Origin of the sequence: Nitratireductor sp. GISD-1A_MAKvit, from assembly GCF_040819555.1 — a bacterium.
Lineage (GTDB): Bacteria > Pseudomonadota > Alphaproteobacteria > Rhizobiales > Rhizobiaceae > Nitratireductor.
Genome location: NZ_CP161920.1, coordinates 3,157,960 through 3,177,434 on the forward strand (window position 1 = coordinate 3,157,960; position 19,475 = coordinate 3,177,434).

The following is a 19,475-nucleotide window of genomic DNA, read 5'->3' on the forward strand; positions in this document are numbered from 1 at the left end:
CTTCTGCCGAAAAACCGGGTGCCACGGGGAAGCGCAACGAGCCGTTTGGAGGATGATCTAGGCCGTTTGTGCATTCGGCTCCATCGTTCAGACACGCATGCAGCCGTATTGTCGGTGTGCCCCCGAAGGACAATTGGCAGCACTATCGTGGCCAGCAAAAACGGGAGAAAGAGCGTGCGCGTCGCCATTGTCCATTACTGGCTCGTTTCCATGCGCGGAGGCGAGAAGGTCGTCGAGGCTCTGTGCGACATGTATCCCGATGCGGATATTTTCACTCTCGTCTACGACGAAAACCGGGTTTCGGAGAAGATTCGCAGACACCGGGTCATCCCCTCGTTTCTGCAGAAGATTCCAGGAGCAAAGCGACACTATCAATCGCTTCTCCCCCTCATGCCCTTTGCGCTCGAGAGCCTCGACGTCTCCCGATACGATCTTGTCATCTCCAGTGAATCCGGACCTGCAAAGGGCATCACCCCGGGGCCACAGGCGACGCATGTGTGCTACTGCCACTCGCCCATGCGCTATGTGTGGGACCACTACCATTTCTATCGCGCCAATGCCGGGATTCCCGCGCGGCTGCTGATGCCATGGCTCGCTCCAGCCCTGCGTGCATGGGACGTGACCACCGCAGCCAGGGTCGATGCCTTCGTGGCCAATTCACGCCATGTGGCAGACCGCATCGGCAAATATTACAGACGCCACGCCACCGTTCTCAACCCGCCGGTCAGCGTGAACGACTTCACCCCGGGCGACGGCGTTGGAGACTACTATCTCGTTGCCGGACAACTGGTGGGCTACAAGCGGGTTGAGCTGGCCGTCCGCGCCTTCACCAGAATGAAGCGCAAGCTCGTCGTGATTGGCGAAGGGCCGGAGGCGGCAGAGCTGAAGCGCATGGCCGGCCCCACCATCACCTTTCTGGGGCGTGTCCCCTTTGAAGAGCTCAGGAATGCGATGGCGCATTGCCGCGCTCTTGTCTTTCCCGGCACCGAGGATTTCGGGATCGTGCCCGTGGAAGTCATGGCGAGTGGACGACCGGTCATCGCCCATGCGAGCGGTGGCATTCTCGATTCCGTCGTGCCGGATCGGACGGGGCTTCTCTTCGATGACCAGACCGAAGACGGCCTCGTCGAGGCGGTCCTCCGCTTCGAGGCACGGGAGACGACTTTCCGTACCGGGGACATTCGAAATCACGCCCTGCAGTTCGGTGAAGACCGGTTTAAACAACGCCTGCAGCTGATCATCGACCAGGAGATCGAGAGACGGAAGCCGCGTCCCCACGCGCTATCGCCGGCACTTCGCACACGCGTGCCCCTTCAGGTGCGCATGCAAAGGGACGTCCCCCAGGATCACCATCTGAGAAACGGAGCGTGACGAGATCATGTTTTCTGCCCTGCGCCTTCGACACAGGACGCGCGACGAAGAAACCGACCGGTGGCGCATCAACAGACTGTTTCAGACCATGGAAACCTGTGAACTGGGCCTGCAGGCGGAAAAACGCCGATTGGAAAAGCGCCGGGAGAACGTGGCCGCCACGGCGGCTTTTGCGCAGGCCCGCTGTGAGAATGGCACGCTCGAAGTGGCTCTTTCCACCCAGGTCGAGGAGATGACATGCATCCTGAAAGTTTACAGCGATCGTCTCGAAAGCCTGCAACGCCAGATCGACCTCATTCGGTGCCTGCGTCAGGCCGCCCAGACGCGAGCTGACATGAATGATCCGATCCCAGCGGCTGACCAGGTTCGAACCGTTCGCCAATAGACGAAGCGACGCGCGGTTGCCGGCACTGCAGCTTCCAAAATGATTAGAGAAGGAACCACGATACCCTGACAAGATGAGCTTCTTAAGACCTAAGCGCAGGGGATTTGCACCATATGTCTAGCTGCGCACAGCGTCTGGACTCTTATGATTTCCAGCAGTTGGAAACACTGGGAATCGCCGTTCAGGCGACGCCATCGCCACCATCTTTGCCAGGGTTCTGGAACTTGGTGCAGCGCCAATGCCGAACCACGGGCCATCAGGCGCGGGGCAAACGATCAATACGGTTTCCGGACGGGTGCGAGGTCCGCGTACCGGGGACATGAAAAGACGTGAACCAGGGAAGGTCGGCAAACCGGGCAGATTTCTCATGACAAGCAGCGGCAGTCCAGAACGTGCAGTTCAGCCATCCGACACCACCGGGATGGTGGAACTGATCGAAGAGAACATTCGCGCCTTCGACCTGAGCCTGTCGGGAATGCGCGTGGTTGTTCCCGTCGACAACGGGTTGCTCGCCGCAGCCGCCACCACCGCTCTGATGGCTGGCGCCGCAGCTGTCACCGCTGTCACCCCGGTGACAACCAGGTTTCAGTCGGCAGAGGAGGCGGCCGAGGCCACCCGTGCCCTCGCCGGCGCGGCTGGGCGCGCGGACAGGCTTGTCATCAGTGAACGCATCGACCATGAGACCTGCCGGACGACGAACATTCTGTTGAACGGCCCCTCCATCCGGCCCATCACACGATCGCTGATCGAACGCCTGCCGGTGCATTCTGTCGTGGCACTCATGCACGAAGCGTGGATGACGCTGGAGGGCGAACTGGATGTGGACGCCTGTCTCGAACACGAAGTCCCGATTTCGGCCGTCAACGAATCCCACCCGCTCATGGGTGGAAGGGAACACCAGGCCGCATTGTGTCTGGCCCTTCTCGAACAGGCGGAAATACCGGTTTCTGATGCAGACATTGTTCTCATCTGTGACAACCCCCTTTCCGAAAATCTGGAACAGGGGCTGCGGCAGGCCGGTGCCCAGGTGGCCGTCGTCGCGCATGCGAGGCAGGTTTTCGAGCACGCGTGGGACGCCATCGTTCTGGCCAAGCGCCCCCACGATGAGCCGCGTCTGACCATTCAGGACCTCGGCTGGATCGCCAAGACCGCACCCGGCGCCACCATCGTTCAGTATTGGGGCGATGTCGACCGCAAGGCGGCCCGCTATTTCGAACTCCGGGTCTGGCCGTCCCGCACGCCGGGCAAGGGACAATGGGGACTGCCGCTCGAAACCCTGGGTGCGAGGCCAATGCTGCAGCGCATCACCGGCGCGCTGAAAGCTGCCCAGAATGTTCTGGCAGGTCTACCCACGGCACCGGGAGGCCTTCACCAAACCCTTGCATCTCTGGACCTTTTCAAAGACGAATGACGTTCGGCAATTCGTTGCTCGACCTTCGCAACTGCACAAATCTATGCCATATCCCTGAGATCCGAAGCGTCAATTGACCAGTTTGTGGAATGGCGGGCCGGACCGCAGGGAGGGAAGTTTGAGCGTCAATGCACGGAGCGCGGCTGTCACACCGCGCGGCATACTGGCGAGAAAGGGAGGCGAACCGCTCGTCTGCCTGACCGCCTACACGACACCCATGGCACGTCTCGTAGACCGCCATTGCGACATCGTTCTTGTGGGCGACAGTGTCGGCATGGTGTTGCACGGACTTCCAGACACGCTCGGCGTGACACTGGACATGATGATCCTGCATGGAAAGGCTGTCCGCCGTGGCCTCGAGCGGTCTCTCCTCGTGGTCGACATGCCGTTCGGCACCTACGAGGAAACGCCCGAACAGGCGTTTCGCAACGCGTCGCGGCTGATGGCCGAAACGGGCTGTGGTGCCGTGAAGATCGAGGGCGGCCAGAGCATGGAGAGCACCATCCGTTTCCTGACCCGCCGCGGCATCCCGGTCATGGCGCATATCGGACTGACCCCTCAGGCGGTTCACATGCTCGGTGGATACCGGGTGCAGGGTCGTGGTGACGACGCCGCGCACATTCTGCGCGATGCCGAAGCCGTGGCCCAGGCGGGCGCCTTTTCGGTCGTGCTGGAAAAGGTCCCGGCAGCGCTCGCAGACCGGATCACTGCCGCGATCACCATACCCACCATCGGGATCGGCGCTTCGGTGAACTGCGACGGGCAGATCCTCGTGATCGATGACATGCTGGGCATGTTTCAGGATTTCCAGCCGAAATTCGTCAAGCGCTTTGCCCGGATCGGAGAAATCGCCAAGTCAGCAATCGCGGATTACGCTGCGGCGGTTCGCGCGCGGCAGTTCCCGAACGAAACACATGTCTTCACCGACGCACCTGCCGTCGAACAGGGGGAACCGTGATGGGTCTGAGCATTCTGCGCACGGTCGATGCGCTGCGCGAACGGGTTCGGTGCTTTCGAAACGCTGGCGAAAGCGTGGCAGTGGTGCCCACCATGGGCGCCCTGCATCGGGGTCATCTCAGCCTCGTCGAGACGGCAAAGGCGAACGCCGACCGGGTGATCGTCACGCTTTTCGTCAATCCGAAGCAGTTCAACAATGCCTCGGATCTGAAAGCCTATCCCCGCACGGAAGCTGATGACGCGGCGAAACTTGCTCCGCTTGCGGTCGATGTGCTTTTCGCGCCGGATGTTGCGGAAATGTACGGGACCGGATTTTCCACAAACGTCTCGGTAGCAGGCGTCAGTGACGGGCTGTGCGGCGCCCATCGGCCCGGCCATTTTGACGGTGTGGCGACCGTGGTTGCCAAGCTGTTGCTGCAGAGCGGTGCCGACTACGCCTGCTTCGGCGAAAAAGACTACCAGCAATTGCTTGTGGTGCGCCGCCTCGTCGCCGATCTGAACATCCCGACGGGGATTATCGCCTGTCCCACGGTGCGGGAGACTGACGGCCTCGCGCTTTCTTCGCGCAATGTCCGCCTGTCCACGCAGGAGCGGCAAAAAGCACCAGCCATGGCGGAGATTCTGTTTGAAAGTGCCAGGCGCCTGACCGATGGCGTGCAGGCCGGCATTGTGCTCAACGATGCTCGCAGTGCACTTGAAGATGTCGGTTTCGACAGGGTCGAATATTTCGAACTGCGCGATGCAGAAACCCTTCAGCCGATGGAGCATGCAGATCGACCCGCCAGATTGCTGGCAGCTGCCTGGCTTGGCGAGACCCGGCTGATCGACAATGTTCCGGTCGCGCCCTCAGCTTTCTGAACCACCTCCGTCGTTCTTCTCAAATGCCCGCACGTCGTCGGCCAGCATCAGGGCGATGGGGCGCGTGCCTTCGAAATTTGCCATGATGATGGCAAACATGGAGGTCAGCGGAATGGCAAGGATCGCGCCGGGAATGCCCCACAGCGATGACCAGACCGAGAGAGAAACCAGAACGACGAAGGGCGACATGTTGATCCTGCGTCCGATCATGCGCGGCTCGAGCGCATTGCCGACCCACATCTGGGCGGTGGTAAGCAGGAGCGCCACAAAAAAGGTGGTCTGAAACGAGCCGTATTGCGCAAGAGTCAGCAACACCGGAAACGCAACCCCCATCAGCGAACCGACATAGGGTATATAGTTCAGCAAGCCGATCAATACGGCCCAGAACAAGGCGAAATCGACCTCGAACACGCGCAATACGCCGTAGGAAAGTGCGCCCAGAACGATGTTCACAAGTGTCTTCACGGCAAGATATTCGCCGATCGCCCGGTTGATCTCCCCGACGATGGAATGGGTCTGGCTCGCACGATCGTGAGGCAGCGCCGCCGCCACCTTGCGGGCGAACCCGCCTCGCTCCGCCATCAGGAACGTCGCGTAAACAACCGCCATGAAGATGACGCCGGCAAGCGAGCCGACCGAACCGAGGCCGAGCGCTGCCAGACGCTGCAGGTTGATGCGGCCCCAGAGGCTCTCGATCAGTGTTCCCAGGTTGGGAATCTCTTCTATGTCGAAGCGGGCGAGGATGCCTGAAAGCATGGCCGCCAGGTTTTTCTGATAGACCGGCAGACGCGCGATCACCTGTTCCGCAGTCCCGACCATCACGCTTGCAAGCACAAGCAGCGCGAACACGAAAATGGCCAGAACCAACGCTCGCCGGGTCCATTGCGGCAGGAGGCCGATGACCGGCAGTCGCCCGAGTGCCTCGGACGCTGTCAGAAGCACGTAGACGGAAATAACCGCAATGAAGATCGGCATCAGCACCGATTTGCCGATCACCAGAAGCCAGCCGACCATCACCATCAGGATGATGGCCAGAACCAGAACCACGAAAGCGCGCAACGGATCGGATTTCTCGAGCATGGTTCTCCAGTCGCAAGGTGGCAGGGCCCGATGGCGGAGCCTGCCCCTAAAGCAGCCATTCCACCGGAAGCCATCCGGCAAGTTTGATCACAAGCCGCCGCCCCCATGTGGCACCCGGCTCTTCCCCGTGAACCAGCGGTTCGGCATTCTCTCGTTCTTCCAGCCAGACCATTTTGTCCCCGGATGTCAAACGCGGCTGATAGCTGACAAGACCGAGCCTGCTGTCGAACCCCTCGCTGATCCGGCCGGCCAGGCTGTTGCTATCGATCAGAAAACCCATCTCGCAGTTCAAAATGGCCGAGCGGGGATCGAAATTGAACGAACCGATGAAGATGCGTTCGCCATCAATCGCGAAAGTCTTCGCATGCAGGCTGGCGCCCGAAAGGCCGAAAGGCTTCAACTGCATTTCGGATTCCTGCGATGCGTCGCCGCGCAGTTTCAGTTCGAAGAGTTCCACTCCGGCTTCCAGAAGCGCACGGCGATACTTCGCGTATCCGCTATGCACCAGCAGAACATCGGTCGTGTTCATCGCGTTTGTGAGTATGCGCACCGTCTTGCCGGCTTTTGCCAGGTCCCCGAAATAGGAGTTTCCCACCGTGCCGGGAACGAAATAGGCCGAGATCAGGTCGAGCCGGTCCCGCGCCTCGCCCAGAATTGCACCAAGACGCATGATCATCAGCTGGTCGCGGCGGGCGATTCCCTGCCCCTTGACCGGATCGTCGGCAACCAGCTGGACGTCGGTCCATTCGAGTGCCGCCAGCCCCTTTGCATAACGGGCCGCACTGTTTTGAAACTCGCTGAGTACCGCCTGTGCGTCCTCGCTTGAGCGCACCTCCTCGACACGGGCCTCGAAGGCTGCAAGATCGCCGGAGCCGGCCATGATCTTCTCGACCCCGAAGACGGAACCGCTGTTCCAGTATTCATCGAAGACCGCCATCGTGTCCGGCAGGATCGCCCCCGCAGCAAGAACGTCCATATCGACGTAGAACGCATCGCCGATCTGAAAATACTCATCGCCAATATTGCGCCCGCCAACGATCGCGGCGGCTCCGTCCACGATGAACGACTTGTTGTGCATGCGCCGGTTCATGCGAAAGAAATCGAATGCGTATCCGAGCAGTTTCGGGCTGCGCACCGTCGACGGGTTGAAGAGCCGTATCTGGATGTTGGGCAGGGCATTGAGCGCCGCCATATGGGAGTCGAGCCCCGGCACGCCGTTGTCATCGAGCAGAAGACGCACACGCACACCGCGCTCCGCCGCGTCGCGCAATGCGGCAAGCAGAAGGATGCCGGACATGTCGTCGTGCCAGATATAGTACTGGGCATCGATGGAGCTTTGCGCACGCTCGATCAAAGCCAATCGGCTTGCCAGCGCGTCCTTGCCATCGGTAAGGGGCAGAATTCCCGTCTTGCCCGGATGCGCCTTCTCTCCCGACCGCAGCAGCTGGCGCAGTTGCGCACTGGGGGCGGCGTCAATCGATTTTTGCGGTTTCCGGTCCGAGATGTCGGGTAGCGGAAAGACAAGACGAAGGACGGCAATGGCCACCACAATAGCGAGGGCAAGGGAAATCAGACCGATCATAATCTGCTTTATACGCACAATGCCCCCTCCGGCACGAACGGAATGTTCCGTTTATCCCAACTGTGCGGGAGCAAGGCAAGGAAAGCGTGGCCGGGAGGCGGTGGAAACCGGCATGGCCGGTTCCCGCATGACGTCGAAGGGCTTCAGCCTGCGAACTCGGCCTCGTAAATCTCGGGCTTGAATCCGACCACGCGGCGCTTTCCGAGATCAAGCACCGGCCGCTTGATCATGCTTGGCTGCTCCGCCATCAGGCGCACGGCCTTTTCGGCATTCATGTCAGCCTTGTCTGCATCCGGCAGTTTGCGAAACGTCGTGCCGGCGCGGTTGAGGAGTTTTTCAAAGCCAGTTTCTTCCACCCAGGCTTCCAGGCGGCCGCGCTCGATGCCTGCCGTCTTGTAGTCGTGAAACGTATAGGCAATGTCTCGCTCTTCGAGCCACGCCCGCGCCTTCTTCATCGTGTCGCAGTTTTTGATACCGTAGATCACCACCGTTTCCGGTTTCGTCATGGTGCGATCACTCCCACTCGATGGTGCCGGGGGGCTTGGACGTCACGTCGTAGACGACGCGGTTGATGCCCTTCACCTCGTTGATGATGCGGGTGGCGGCGCGGCCGAGGAATTCCATGTCGTAGTGATAGAAATCCGCTGTCATGCCATCGACAGACGTCACCGCGCGCAGCGCGCAGACGAATTCGTAGGTGCGCCCGTCGCCCATCACGCCAACCGTCTGCACCGGAAGCAGAACGGCAAAGGCCTGCCAGATCGCATCGTAAAGTCCGGCCTTGCGGATCTCGTCGAGATAGATCGCATCGGCGGAGCGCAGGATTTCCAGCTTCTCGCGTGTCACGCCACCGGGGCAGCGGATCGCAAGGCCGGGTCCCGGGAAGGGGTGGCGTCCGATGAAGCTTTCAGGCAGGCCAAGCTCCTTGCCGAGCACCCGCACTTCATCCTTGAAAAGCTCGCGCAGCGGCTCCACCAGGCTCATGTTCATGCGCTCGGGCAGACCGCCCACATTGTGGTGCGACTTGATGGTGACCGAGGGGCCGCCGGTGAAGGAAACGCTTTCGATGACGTCGGGATAGAGCGTGCCCTGCACCAGGAAATCGGCGCCGCCAAGCTTCTTGGCCTCCTCCTCGAACACTTCGATGAACAGGCGGCCAATGGTCTTGCGCTTCTTTTCCGGGTCGCTCTCGCCTTCCAGTGCGCCGATGAAGCGATCGGAGGCATCCACCAGAATGAGCGGCAGATTGTAGTGTTCGCGGAACATGGCGACCACTTCGGACGCCTCGTTCTTTCGCATCAGACCGTGATCGACCAGAATACAGGTGAGCTGGTCGCCAACGGCCTCATGCGTCAAGAGTGCCGCCACGGAAGAATCGACGCCGCCCGAAAGCGCGCAGATCACCTTGCCGTCGCCAACCTGATTGCGGATCGCCTCGATCGCCTGTTCGCGATATGCCGCCATCGTCCAGTCGCCCGAAAGGCCCGCGATCTTGTGCACGAAATTGGACAGGAGCTTTGCACCGTCAGGCGTGTGCACCACCTCGGGGTGGAACTGAACGCCGTAATAGTTGCGATCTTCGTCGGCGATGGCCGCAAAGGGGGCGCCAGTCGATGTGCCGACAACGCGGAAGCCCGGCGGAAGTGCGGTCACCCGGTCGCCATGGCTCATCCAGACCTGATGGCGGGTGCCTTTGGCCCAGACGCCCTCAAACAACGGACAGTCACTCTCGATCTCAAGGAAGGCCCGGCCGAACTCGCGATGGTCGGAGCCTTCAACCTTGCCGCCAAGCTGGGCGCACATGGTCTGCTCACCATAGCAGATGCCGAGAACGGGAAGGCCCGAATCGAAGATCACCTGCGGCGCGCGCGGACTGCCGATGTCGACCGTCGAGGCCGGGCTGCCCGAAAGGATGACCGCCTTGGGCGCAAGGCGGCTGAACGCCTCCTCGGCCGACTGGAACGGTGCGATTTCGCAATAGACTCCGGCCTCGCGCACCCGCCGCGCAATGAGCTGCGTGACCTGGCTGCCGAAATCAACGATGAGAACTGTGTCGGGATTGGATATCGTCATGGCGAGCCTTTAGAGAAAGATGCGTTTGGGTGCAAGCGGCGATGCCGTTTTTTGATTAAAGGAGGCCATCAGCAATGGCCTGTTCGAGCTGGTCCACCGCATTGGCGAGCTTTGCGTCGATGACATGGAGATATTCGGTCCAGTCGTTGACGTGCTGCAGTTCCGCTGCCCCGTCGGAGATGCCGCGCAACGCCACAAGATCAAGGCCGAAGCGCTGGCAGGCACGCAACGCGGCAAAGGTCTCCATGTCCACCATCTCGGCGTCGATAGCGTCATAGGCGGCACCGGAGACGATGTTGCCGCCCGTCGATAGCGTTGCTTCGCGGATGCCCGGAATGCGATGCGGCAGCGGCATGATTGCGGGATGATCGAGAAACGGTGTCACCCCCTTTTCGAAGCCAAGCGGCGAGGCATCCATATCCCGGTAGGAAACGGCGGTGGCCTGATAGACTTCCGTCTGTTCGAGGCTTCGGCTTCCCGCAGAACCGAGAGACACCAGCAGATCGGGCAGTTGGTCCTTGACATCGAGAAGCGCAAGCTCCGCACCAAGGACAACGCCCGCTTCCACCGGCCCGACGCCCGTCATCAGGGGTTTGAAGCGCTGCTTCAGATGCGGTCCGTATTCGGCATCTGCGGCCATCACGAACAGAACCCGCTTTCCGGCAAGGGTGGCCGGCTCCACCGGTGCCCGCGTCATCCTTCGATCCCCTCACGTCCGATTATGGTCATCATGGTCCCCGTCATGGTGGCGATCAATTTGGCGTCTCCTTCAGCCGAATAGGCATAGGCCTGCCCGTCCGCCACGATGATGGTGCGGCCGGGCTTGGTGACCGTGCCGCGGAACAGAAACCGCTCTCCGCGCCCCGGCGCCAGCAGATTGACCTTGAACTCGATGGTCAAAACGGCAGCATCCTCGGGCATCATGGAAAACGCGGCATAACCACAGGCCGAGTCGAGAGCACTGGAAATGACGCCCGCATGGAGAAACCCGTGCTGCTGGGTCAGACCGTCCGCATAGGGCATTTCGATTTCGACTATGCCCGGCGTCACCAGCGTCAGCTCGGCGCCGATCGTCTCCATCATTTTCTGACGGGCGAAACTCGCCCGGACACGGGCTTCGAGGTCGGCGGGATTTGCCTGGTTCATGGTCTGGCCATCCGGTCGTCAGCTCCGCTCCAGCGCAGCAAAATGAAAGCCGTCCGTGGCTGTGCGGTTGGGAGAAAGGGCGATGCCCGTGGTCCTGTCAATTCTTGCCTTTGTCGCCTGTCCGGGAAAGTGCCTTTCCCACAGCGCCTCGTGGTCCACCGGGCGGAAATCCGGATTGGCTTCAAGGAAGGCCCCCACCTGATCCTCGTTTTCCTCGGCAAACACCGAGCAGGTGATATAGGCAAGACGTCCACCCGGGCGCACGAAGCGTGCGGCCCGCGCGAGAATTTCGGCCTGCTCCGCCTGCCGCTGTTCAAGCTGCTTTTCACCGAGCCGCCATTTCGCATCAGGGCCTGCGCCGCCAGGTGCCCGCACCCGTACATGGCGCATCCACAACGACCAGATCGAACTTTCCCTCATGCACGGCAAGCGCCTCGGGATCGGCCACCGCCTGCACATTGCGGCAGCCTGCCCGCTTCAGGCGGTCGAATATCGGCGCAAGCCGCTGTTTCTCGGCATCAAAAGCCTGGATCTGGCCGGTGTTTTCCATCGCCGCCGACATGGCGAGCGATTTGCCGCCAGCGCCGGCACAATAGTCGAGCACCTGCATGCCCGGTGCGGCCTCGGCAAGCGCGGCAACGATCTGCGACCCCTCGTCCTGAACCTCAAACCAGCCCTTCTGAAACGCGGGCTCCGCCTGCACATTGGGATGCCGCCCCTGCCCTTCGATCGGACCGATCCGCAACCCCTGTGGCGCAAGGTCACTCTCGTGAACGCCGGTGCGTGCCAGCGCCTTTGCAACCTTGTCGCGCGTGGATTTCAGCGTGTTGACCCGCATATCGAGCGGCGGACGCTGGGCAAGAGCGGCTGACTCGGCCACCCAGTCTTCGCCCCAGACGCGTTTGAAAAGCGGTTCGCACCATTCAGGGCATTCCGCCCGCACGCCCTCAGGCGCCTCTTCCAGAGGATGCGCCGCAATGAGGGCTGCTTCCTCGCCGGAGATCGGTGGCGGTGCGAAATTGTCTTCCGAAAGCGCTGCGTTCAGCGTCTCCGCGTCGTAGCCAGCCTCAATCATCAAAGCACCAACGGCCATTGCGCGCGGGCTTTCTTCCTGAAACATCCACGCCGCAGAGCGCTTTCGGCGCAACGCGTCATAGACGAGATTGCCAATGGCAGCACGATCCTTGGAGCCGGCGAAACGATGGGAAAGGCCCCAGTCTCTCAGCGCTTCCGCCGCCGGTCGATAGCGCCGGTCGATGTCTTCCAGAATTTCAAAGGCTGCAGCCAGCCGTCCGCCAAGTCGCATGTGACACCTTTGCCGGTTACCCGAATGGCGCACAGCTAGCCCGAAGCGGGCCTTTAGACAAGCGAAACGGGCGTGGATCGCTCCACGCCCGCACGTTATCAAAGCCTTTTCCGCCCTGCCTATTCGGCGGCCCGCTGTGGCGTCTTGCCAGTCACGGGCACGGCATTGGCTTCATAGCCGTGCGCTTCCTTCAGTGCCTTGCGAACCCCATTGCCATAGTCGGGGTGGACCTTGTCGAAATGCGCAAGCTGGCGCTCGATGATTTCGCCGGGAACACCGTCCATGGCAGCGGCAATGTTGGAGAACAGCCGGTTCTTCTGCCCCTCGTCGAAGAGGTTGAATAGCGCGCGCGGCTGGCTGTAGTCGTCATTGCCGATGCGATGGTTGTAGCGGTCCGCATCGCCCGAGATCTTGAGCGGTGGCTCCTTGGCTGCCGGGTTCTCCACCGGCCCACCGAAGGAATTCGGCTCGTAATAGGCATCCGGGTTGCCTGTCTTGATGCCGCCGAACGTGTTCATCTCGCCATCGCGGTGATAGTGATGCACCGGGCATTTCGGCTGGTTGACCGGGATCGTCTCGTAATGCGTGCCAAGCCGGTAGCGGTGCGCATCCGCATAGGAGAAGATGCGCGCCTGAAGCATCTTGTCGGGCGAGTAGCTGATGCCCGGCACGATGTTGGAGGGCGAGAAGGCGGCATTCTCGATCTCGGTAAAGTAATTGTCCGGATTGCGGTTCAGCTCCATCACGCCAATGTCGATCGGCGGATATTCCGCATGCGGCCACACCTTGGTGAGGTCGAAGGGATTGTAGGAGGTCTTTTCCGCATCCGCCTCGGGCATGATCTGCACCTGCACCTTCCATTTCGGAAAGTCGCCATCCTCGATCGCCCCATAGAGGGCTTCCTGGTAGCTTTCGCGGGTCTTGCCCACCACCTGCTCGGCCTCTTCATTGGTGTGGTGCTTGTGGCCCTGCATGGTCTTGAAGTGGAATTTCACCCAGAACCGCTCGCCCTTGTCGTTCCAGAACGAATAGGTGTGGGAGCCATAGCCGTTCATGAACATCGGCGCGGTCGGCAATCCGCGATCCGACATCAGGATCGTCACCTGATGCAGGCTCTCCGGCGAGAGCGACCAGAAATCCCACATGGCCGTGGGCGAGCGCATATTGGTGCGCGGATGGCGCTTCTGCGTGTGGATGAAATCGGGGAACTTCAGCGGATCGCGAACAAAGAACACGGGCGTGTTGTTGCCAACGAGGTCCCAGTTGCCGTCCTCGGTATAAAACTTCAGTGCGAAGCCGCGCACATCGCGCTCGGCGTCTGCGGCACCCTGCTCGCCGGCCACGGTGGAGAAGCGCGCTAGCATCGGCGTTTCCGCACCTGGCTGAAGCGCCTTGGCGATGGTGTATTTCGAAATGTCACCGGTGATCTTCAAAACACCATGTGCGCCCCATCCCTTGGCATGAACCACCCGCTCGGGGATACGCTCGCGATTCTGATGCGCGAGTTTTTCGATAAGCTGATAGTCCTGCAGCAGAACCGGGGCCCCGTTCGCCCGCGGTCACGGTATTCTGATTGTCGCTGACGGGGGCGCCAGCCGACGTGGTCATCGTGCGTTTGTCTGCCATGAAAGAAACTCCTTGCTTGGTTTCCTGTTGTGCCCCGCTTCGGGCCTCACCTGCGGCGAGACCTCGTTACTTTCACGCTATCGACGCCCCTTGATAAATTCCAATTGTCTTTAATGTTCGATGCGATAACCTTTCTCTATGATACGTCTCACCATCAGACAGATGCAGTATTTTGAAAGCCTGGCGGAAACGCTCCATTTCGGGCGGGCAGCGGCAAGCTGCGGTGTAACGCAGCCCGCTCTCTCCGCGCAGATATCCGAAATGGAAGCCCAGCTCGGCTTCAAGCTCTTCGAACGTGGCAGCGGCAGCGTGCGCCTGACCACCGAGGCGCAGTCTCTTTTGCCACGCGTGGCGCGCATTCTTTCTGAGGTTCGTGCTCTGGAAGGAGAGGCCCGGCGCGAGCGCAAGGCCCTTGAAGGGCGCTTTCGGCTGGGCGTCATCCCCACGATCGCGCCCTATCTGCTTCCCGAGCTTCTTCCATTGCTCAAACAGCGCTTTCCGCAGTTGCAACTGGAAGTGCGCGAAGCCGTAACCGATGCCCTGGCGGAGGATACCGCTTCCGGTCGCCTTGACGCCATGATCGCTGCCGCACCCATTGACGACACGCGGCTTGCGCCCGATGTTCTTTTTGAAGATCCGTTCTACCTTGCGGTCCCGAGCGCGGATGCTGCACGCATTGCCCCACCGGTGGCGCAGGAGAGCATGGCACTGGAACGGCTGATGCTTCTGGAAGACGGCCACTGCATGCGCGGACAGGCGCTCGAAATCTGCGGGCGGGTCAAGCCGCGGACGCTGGAGAGCTTTGGCGCTACAAGTCTGACGACGCTGTTGCACATGGTATCGCATGGGATGGGCGTCACTCTCATTCCGCGCATGGCACGCGCCTCGGCAAATCTTCTGCCTTCCGTCAGCGTGCTGCCGTTTCTCGCCCCCAGTCCTTCCCGAAGCATATGCCTTGCCGGCCGAAAAACCAACCCACGCAAGGCCGACTTCAGTGCGCTTCGTGGCACGATCCTGAAGGCGCACGAAATTCTGGTCTCCCGCGCCTGACCTTCAGGCCGTCCAGAGACGGAACACCAGAAGGGCCCACAGGACGGCAAGAGCAACAAAACCCGCCGTAAACAGTGGCTGGCGATAGCGGATACGATTCGACGTGACATGCACATAGGCATGCGCATAGCGCGTGAGCACGACCCCCCATGCCACCCAGACCGCCACGGGACCTGCCGCGCCGGTTACATACAGCGCCAGACAGGCGGGATGAAAAAGCATCGGCAGTTCGAACTGGTTGGCCAGATTGTTGCGCACAAACAGGCTTTCGGCCGGCTCGTCCCTGTTCTCGCGAAACTGTGCGACGCGGGCACTGCCGCGTTCAACGGCAGCCTTCCGCCGCACCGCGATCAGGAAATAAACCCCGTACACCAGAACGGCATGGGCAATCATCGGCCAGAAGATGGCATTTTGGGACATGGTGAAAACCTCGCCTTGTCAGAAATCTGATTTCCCCATCAGCATTGAAAACCGGACGCTTTGCAAGGGTGGGCATAGCGTAGGGAAAAAGCCATGAAAGCATACGTCGCTGAATGTTTCGGAACGTTCTGCCTCGTTTTTCTGGGGTGTGCGAGTATCATCGCCGGCGGGTTCGGCACCCTGCTCCCGCTTGGTGCAATCGGGATCGCCGTAACGTTCGGGGTGGCATTGATCGCCATGGCTTACGCTGTGGGGCCCGTGTCAGGCGCGCACCTGAACCCGGCAGTGACCGCCGGGGTTTTCCTGTCCGGTCGTATGCCGGCCAGGGATGTTCTGCCCTATATGGTCGCGCAGGTGGCCGGTGCCATCATGGGCGCTGCAGCGCTTTGGGCAGCGGCCAATGGATCAAGCAACATCGCTCCGATTTCCCATGCCGCCAACAGTTGGGAGAATGCCGGCCTTTACCCTGTTCCGGCGGCGTTTGCGCTGGAAGCGCTGGGTACCTTCATTTTCGTTCTCGTCATTCTCGGCGTGACCGCCAAGAAACATCGAACCCCGCTGTCGGGTGTTGTTATCGGTCTCACGCTCACGGCAATTCACCTCAGCCTGATCCCTGTTACCGGATCATCGGTGAACCCGGCCCGGTCGATTGGCCCCGCCGTGTTTTCCGGCGCCCGTGAAATGAACCAGCTCTGGCTCTTTATCGCGGCTCCGCTTGTGGGCGCGGCCGTGGCAGGGCTGATCGCGAGAACGGGTCTGCTGGAACGCCAGTAGCGGCAAGAAAAAAGGGCCCGAAGGCCCTTCAGACTGCTGACAAACCTCCCGGCGGCACGAAATCACTCAAGATTCACGGAACGTCTCGGATTCACATCGCGAACAAAACGGAATCAAAACCCCTCGATTCCGACTTCTGCCAAAAATCGAGGGGTTTGTAATCAATCTGAAGGGCCCGAAGGCCCTTCTCCATCACAACAGTCCAGTCACGCGCCACCTGGATAATTGGGGCTCTCCCGCGTGATCGTCACGTCGTGAGCGTGGCTCTCCCGCAGGCCCGCCCCCGAAATGCGCACAAAGGTCGCCCGGTCGCGGAACTCCTGAAGATTGGGCGCTCCGACATAACCCATTGCAGCCTTCAGGCCGCCGGTCAGCTGATGCAGTACACCGCCTGCAGGCCCCTTGTAGGGAACCTGCCCTTCAATGCCTTCCGGGACCAGCTTCAGTGTGTCGCGCACCTCTGCCTGGAAGTAGCGGTCGGCGGATCCGCGCGCCATGGCCCCCACGGAACCCATGCCGCGATATGCCTTGAACGAACGTCCCTGGTGCAGATAGACCTCGCCGGGGCTTTCGTCCGTTCCGGCAAGAAGCGAGCCGATCATCACCGCCGAGGCACCGGCGGCCAGTGCCTTTGCCAGATCGCCGGAGAACTTTATGCCTCCATCCGCGATCAGTGAGACACCTTCCCTGTCAGCAACCTCGACGGCCGACATGATGGCGGAAAGCTGCGGCACGCCAACACCTGCGACAATGCGTGTGGTGCAGATGGAGCCGGGCCCGATGCCGATCTTGACGCCGTCCGCGCCCGCATCGATCAACGCCTTGGTGCCCTCGGCGGTGGCAACATTGCCGGCGATGATGCGCACGGCGCTCGACAGTTTCTTGGCACGGGCGACCGCGTCCAGAACACGCTGGGAATGCCCGTGCGCCGTGTCGATTACCAGAAGGTCGACACCGGCATCAATCAGACGCTCCGCGCGTTCAAAACCGTCTTCTCCGACACTCGTCGCCGCGGCGGCCCGAAGCCGCCCCTGGGCATCCTTGGATGCATGGGGATTGAGCTGTGATTTTTCGATGTCCTTCACGGTGATCAGGCCGACACAGTTGCCCGCCTCGTCCACCACAAGCAGCTTTTCGATGCGATGCTGATGCAGAAGCCGCTTGGCTTCATCCTGTGCCACACCATCCCGGACCGTGACCAGGTTTTCATGCGTCATCAGTTCGCGCACCCGCTGCTGCGGGTCGGATGCGAAGCGCACGTCGCGATTGGTCAGAATGCCGGCCAGACGCCCTGTGGCATGACCTCCCGCGCCGCCATTCTCCACCACCGGAATGCCCGAAATGCCGTGCGCACGCATCAGCGCCTGCGCTTCGGCCAACGTCGCGTCGGGGCCGATCGTGATGGGATTGACCACCATGCCGGATTCAAACTTTTTGACCTGGCGCACCTCCTCGGCCTGCTCGGCCGGTGAGAGATTGCGATGGATGACACCGATGCCGCCGGCCTGCGCCATGGCGATGGCAAGGCGTGCCTCCGTCACCGTATCCATGGCCGCCGAAAGGATCGGAATGTTGAGATCGATGTCGCCTGCGATGCGCGTGCGCACATCCGTCTGGCCGGGCATGACCTCCGAGTGGCCGGGCTGCAGGAGCACGTCGTCGAAAGTTAGCGCCTCTGCGCCGGTTGCTGTCTCGATGATTTTTGCCATGGCCGACCCTTTGGAATGAGAGGACACGCGGCCCCGCCACAAAATGGCGCGGCCCCGCAGGATTGATTCCCTTTCAGGATTGGCGCTGGCTGGTACCACGTCAGCGCCAGCTTGAAAAGGTGGTGGCTTTCCATGGGCGAAGATTGTCTCACTGAAAAGACACACCAGCACCAACACAGCCCCGCCACTGCCACAGGACAGCCCCCTCACTGCGTGCTATAGCGCGCGAGCTGATCCGGTCTGCTTTCCTTCTCTTGCCAATTCACCCGGCAGGCCGGCACAGGAATAGAACGCCTTGAACCGCACACTGCCGCTCATACTCGCCGTCGCGCTCTTCATGGAGCAGATGGATTCAACCGTCATTGCCACCTCTCTTCCGGCCATCGCCGCCGACATCGGAACAAGCCCCGTCACGCTCAAGCTGGCCTTGACGAGCTATCTCGTCTCGCTTGCGATCTTCATACCGATCAGCGGCTTCATGGCCGATCGTTTCGGCGCCAGGAAAGTGTTCCGCATCGCCATTGCCGTTTTCGTGGTCGGCTCGATTGCCTGCGCGTTTTCCAATTCGCTTGCAGCATTCGTGCTGTCGCGCTTCCTGCAGGGCATGGGAGGCGCCATGATGACGCCGGTTGGCCGGCTTGTCCTGGTGCGCGCCACCCCGCGCGAGCAGCTGGTCAAGGCAATGGCCTGGCTGTCCGTGCCGGCACTCATCGGGCCGATTGCCGGTCCGCCGCTCGGCGGCTTCATCACGACTTTTTTCTCGTGGCACTGGATCTTTCTGATCAATGTGCCGATTGGCCTTGCGGGCATTGCGATATCGGGGCGCGTCCTGCCAGAATTTCCCGCAGAAGAAACCGGCCGGCTTGATGCCACGGGATTTCTGCTTTCCAGCATTGCCGCATCAGGGCTCGTCTTCGGCCTGTCGGTGATCAGCCTGCCTGCCCTGCCACCCCTTGTGGGCGTGTGCACCGTCCTGATCGGCATCATTGCCACGACCCTTTACATCCGGCATGCGCGTCGCACGCCGCGACCGATCCTCAATCTCGGCCTGTTCGCCAATCGCGCGTTCCGGGCGGCCATACTGGGTGGTTCCCTTTTCCGCATCGGCGTGGGCGCCGTTCCTTTTCTTCTGCCACTCATGTTTCAGGTCGTGTTCGGTCTCACGCCCTTCGAATCGGGGCTACTGACCTTTGCTTCCGCCTTTGGCGCCATCGCGATGAAATTCATCGCGAGCACCGCATTGCGCACGGCCGGCTTCCGGGTCGTCCTGGTTGCCGCCTCCCTGCTTGGCGGTGCCAGCATCGCCATAAACGCCGCCTTCACCCCTGCGACCGCCCATTGGGTCATCATATCCGTCCTGATATTTTCGGGGCTTCTGCGGTCGCTGTTCTTCACCTCGGCCAACGCGCTTGTCTTTGCGGAACTCAGTGATCGCGAGGCGAGCCAGGCGTCCACACTCTCTGCGGCAACACAGCAGGTCAGCATCGCCCTCGGAGTGGCCATTGGGGGTGGAATTCTGGAGGCGACGGCCATGATGACGGGAACCGAACTGGGCATCGACGCCTTCATCAACGCGTTCCTGATCGTTGCAGCGCTTTCAGCACTGGCGGCCGTCCCGTTTCTCACTCTTCCGCCGGAGGCCGGCAGCAGGGTTTCCGGTCACCGCCGGAGATCGCGCGCGCCTCTTGCCGAACCGGCGCCGGCCGGCGAGTGAGCCGCGCCGTCCC

The 19,475-nt window shown here is 61.2% G+C and carries 16 protein-coding genes and 2 pseudogenes; 8 read left to right on the forward strand and 10 right to left on the reverse strand.

Annotated elements, in window-relative coordinates; translation table 11 throughout:
• Positions 1 to 174: 174 nt before the first annotated feature.
• From AB2N04_RS16490 to panC, 5 genes are all read left to right on the forward strand, one after another.
• Complete coding sequence (locus AB2N04_RS16490) at positions 175 to 1,371, forward strand: glycosyltransferase (protein ID WP_367715619.1); 1,197 nt, start codon at positions 175 to 177, stop codon at positions 1,369 to 1,371.
• Between the two features lie 7 nt (positions 1,372 to 1,378).
• Positions 1,379 to 1,756: a hypothetical protein gene (locus AB2N04_RS16495; protein ID WP_367715620.1), complete on the forward strand. Its 378-nt coding sequence runs from the start codon at positions 1,379 to 1,381 to the stop codon at positions 1,754 to 1,756.
• A gap of 367 nt (positions 1,757 to 2,123) precedes the next feature.
• Positions 2,124 to 3,167 (forward strand): hypothetical protein, encoded by a 1,044-nt coding sequence (locus AB2N04_RS16500; RefSeq protein ID WP_367715622.1) that lies wholly within the window; start codon positions 2,124 to 2,126, stop codon positions 3,165 to 3,167.
• A gap of 118 nt (positions 3,168 to 3,285) precedes the next feature.
• Positions 3,286 to 4,125, forward strand: a complete 840-nt coding sequence (panB, locus tag AB2N04_RS16505; protein ID WP_367715624.1) for a 3-methyl-2-oxobutanoate hydroxymethyltransferase — start codon at positions 3,286 to 3,288, stop codon at positions 4,123 to 4,125.
• Positions 4,125 to 4,982, forward strand: coding sequence for a pantoate--beta-alanine ligase (gene panC, locus AB2N04_RS16510; protein WP_367715626.1), 858 nt, complete (start codon positions 4,125 to 4,127; stop codon positions 4,980 to 4,982). Before panB ends, panC begins: the two co-directional genes overlap by 1 nt.
• On the opposite strand, the gene AB2N04_RS16515 is transcribed toward panC, so the two are convergent.
• The 8 genes and pseudogenes from AB2N04_RS16515 to katA form a co-directional block, all read right to left on the reverse strand.
• Positions 4,971 to 6,062, reverse strand: a complete 1,092-nt coding sequence (locus AB2N04_RS16515) for an AI-2E family transporter (RefSeq protein ID WP_367715628.1) — start codon at positions 6,060 to 6,062, stop codon at positions 4,971 to 4,973. The genes panC and AB2N04_RS16515 overlap by 12 nt on opposite strands.
• A gap of 46 nt (positions 6,063 to 6,108) precedes the next feature.
• On the reverse strand, positions 6,109 to 7,662 hold the full coding sequence (locus tag AB2N04_RS16520) for a phospholipase D family protein (RefSeq protein ID WP_367715630.1): 1,554 nt from the start codon (positions 7,660 to 7,662) through the stop codon (positions 6,109 to 6,111).
• A 125-nt stretch (positions 7,663 to 7,787) separates the two neighbouring features.
• Positions 7,788 to 8,150, reverse strand: coding sequence for an ArsC family reductase (locus AB2N04_RS16525; RefSeq protein WP_367715632.1), 363 nt, complete (start codon positions 8,148 to 8,150; stop codon positions 7,788 to 7,790).
• Positions 8,151 to 8,157: 7 nt separating this feature from the next.
• Complete coding sequence (gene guaA / locus AB2N04_RS16530; RefSeq protein ID WP_367715634.1) at positions 8,158 to 9,717, reverse strand: glutamine-hydrolyzing GMP synthase; 1,560 nt, start codon at positions 9,715 to 9,717, stop codon at positions 8,158 to 8,160.
• Between the two features lie 55 nt (positions 9,718 to 9,772).
• The gene (locus tag AB2N04_RS16535; protein WP_367715635.1) at positions 9,773 to 10,414 is read right to left on the reverse strand and encodes a 5'-methylthioadenosine/S-adenosylhomocysteine nucleosidase; all 642 of its coding nucleotides are present in this window, start codon (positions 10,412 to 10,414) and stop codon (positions 9,773 to 9,775) included.
• A complete protein-coding gene (locus tag AB2N04_RS16540) occupies positions 10,411 to 10,863 on the reverse strand; it encodes a PaaI family thioesterase (RefSeq protein WP_367715637.1) in 453 nt (150 codons plus the stop codon). Before AB2N04_RS16540 ends, AB2N04_RS16535 begins: the two co-directional genes overlap by 4 nt.
• An 18-nt stretch (positions 10,864 to 10,881) precedes the next feature.
• A pseudogene (locus AB2N04_RS16545) lies at positions 10,882 to 12,169 on the reverse strand (RsmB/NOP family class I SAM-dependent RNA methyltransferase).
• A gap of 119 nt (positions 12,170 to 12,288) precedes the next feature.
• Positions 12,289 to 13,795 (reverse strand): annotated as a pseudogene (katA, locus tag AB2N04_RS16550) (catalase KatA).
• 138 nt (positions 13,796 to 13,933) lie between these two features.
• On the opposite strand from katA, the gene AB2N04_RS16555 reads away from it, so the two are divergent.
• Positions 13,934 to 14,845: a hydrogen peroxide-inducible genes activator gene (locus AB2N04_RS16555; protein WP_367715639.1), complete on the forward strand. Its 912-nt coding sequence runs from the start codon at positions 13,934 to 13,936 to the stop codon at positions 14,843 to 14,845.
• Positions 14,846 to 14,848: 3 nt separating this feature from the next.
• On the opposite strand, the gene AB2N04_RS16560 is transcribed toward AB2N04_RS16555, so the two are convergent.
• Positions 14,849 to 15,265 carry an MAPEG family protein gene (locus tag AB2N04_RS16560; RefSeq protein WP_367715641.1) on the reverse strand — a complete coding sequence of 139 codons (417 nt, stop codon included), beginning with the start codon at positions 15,263 to 15,265 and terminating at the stop codon, positions 14,849 to 14,851.
• 93 nt (positions 15,266 to 15,358) lie between these two features.
• Between AB2N04_RS16560 and AB2N04_RS16565 the strand changes: the two genes are divergently transcribed.
• Complete coding sequence (locus AB2N04_RS16565) at positions 15,359 to 16,039, forward strand: MIP/aquaporin family protein (protein ID WP_367715642.1); 681 nt, start codon at positions 15,359 to 15,361, stop codon at positions 16,037 to 16,039.
• A gap of 206 nt (positions 16,040 to 16,245) precedes the next feature.
• Here AB2N04_RS16565 and guaB read toward each other — a convergent pair whose 3' ends face one another.
• Entirely contained in the window at positions 16,246 to 17,748 is a 1,503-nt protein-coding gene (guaB, locus tag AB2N04_RS16570) for an IMP dehydrogenase (RefSeq protein WP_367715644.1), read from the reverse strand.
• A 295-nt stretch (positions 17,749 to 18,043) separates the two neighbouring features.
• Here guaB and AB2N04_RS16575 point away from each other — a divergent pair, with 295 nt between their 5' ends.
• Entirely contained in the window at positions 18,044 to 19,462 is a 1,419-nt protein-coding gene (locus AB2N04_RS16575; protein WP_367715646.1) for a DHA2 family efflux MFS transporter permease subunit, read from the forward strand.
• Positions 19,463 to 19,475: the final 13 nt, after the last annotated feature.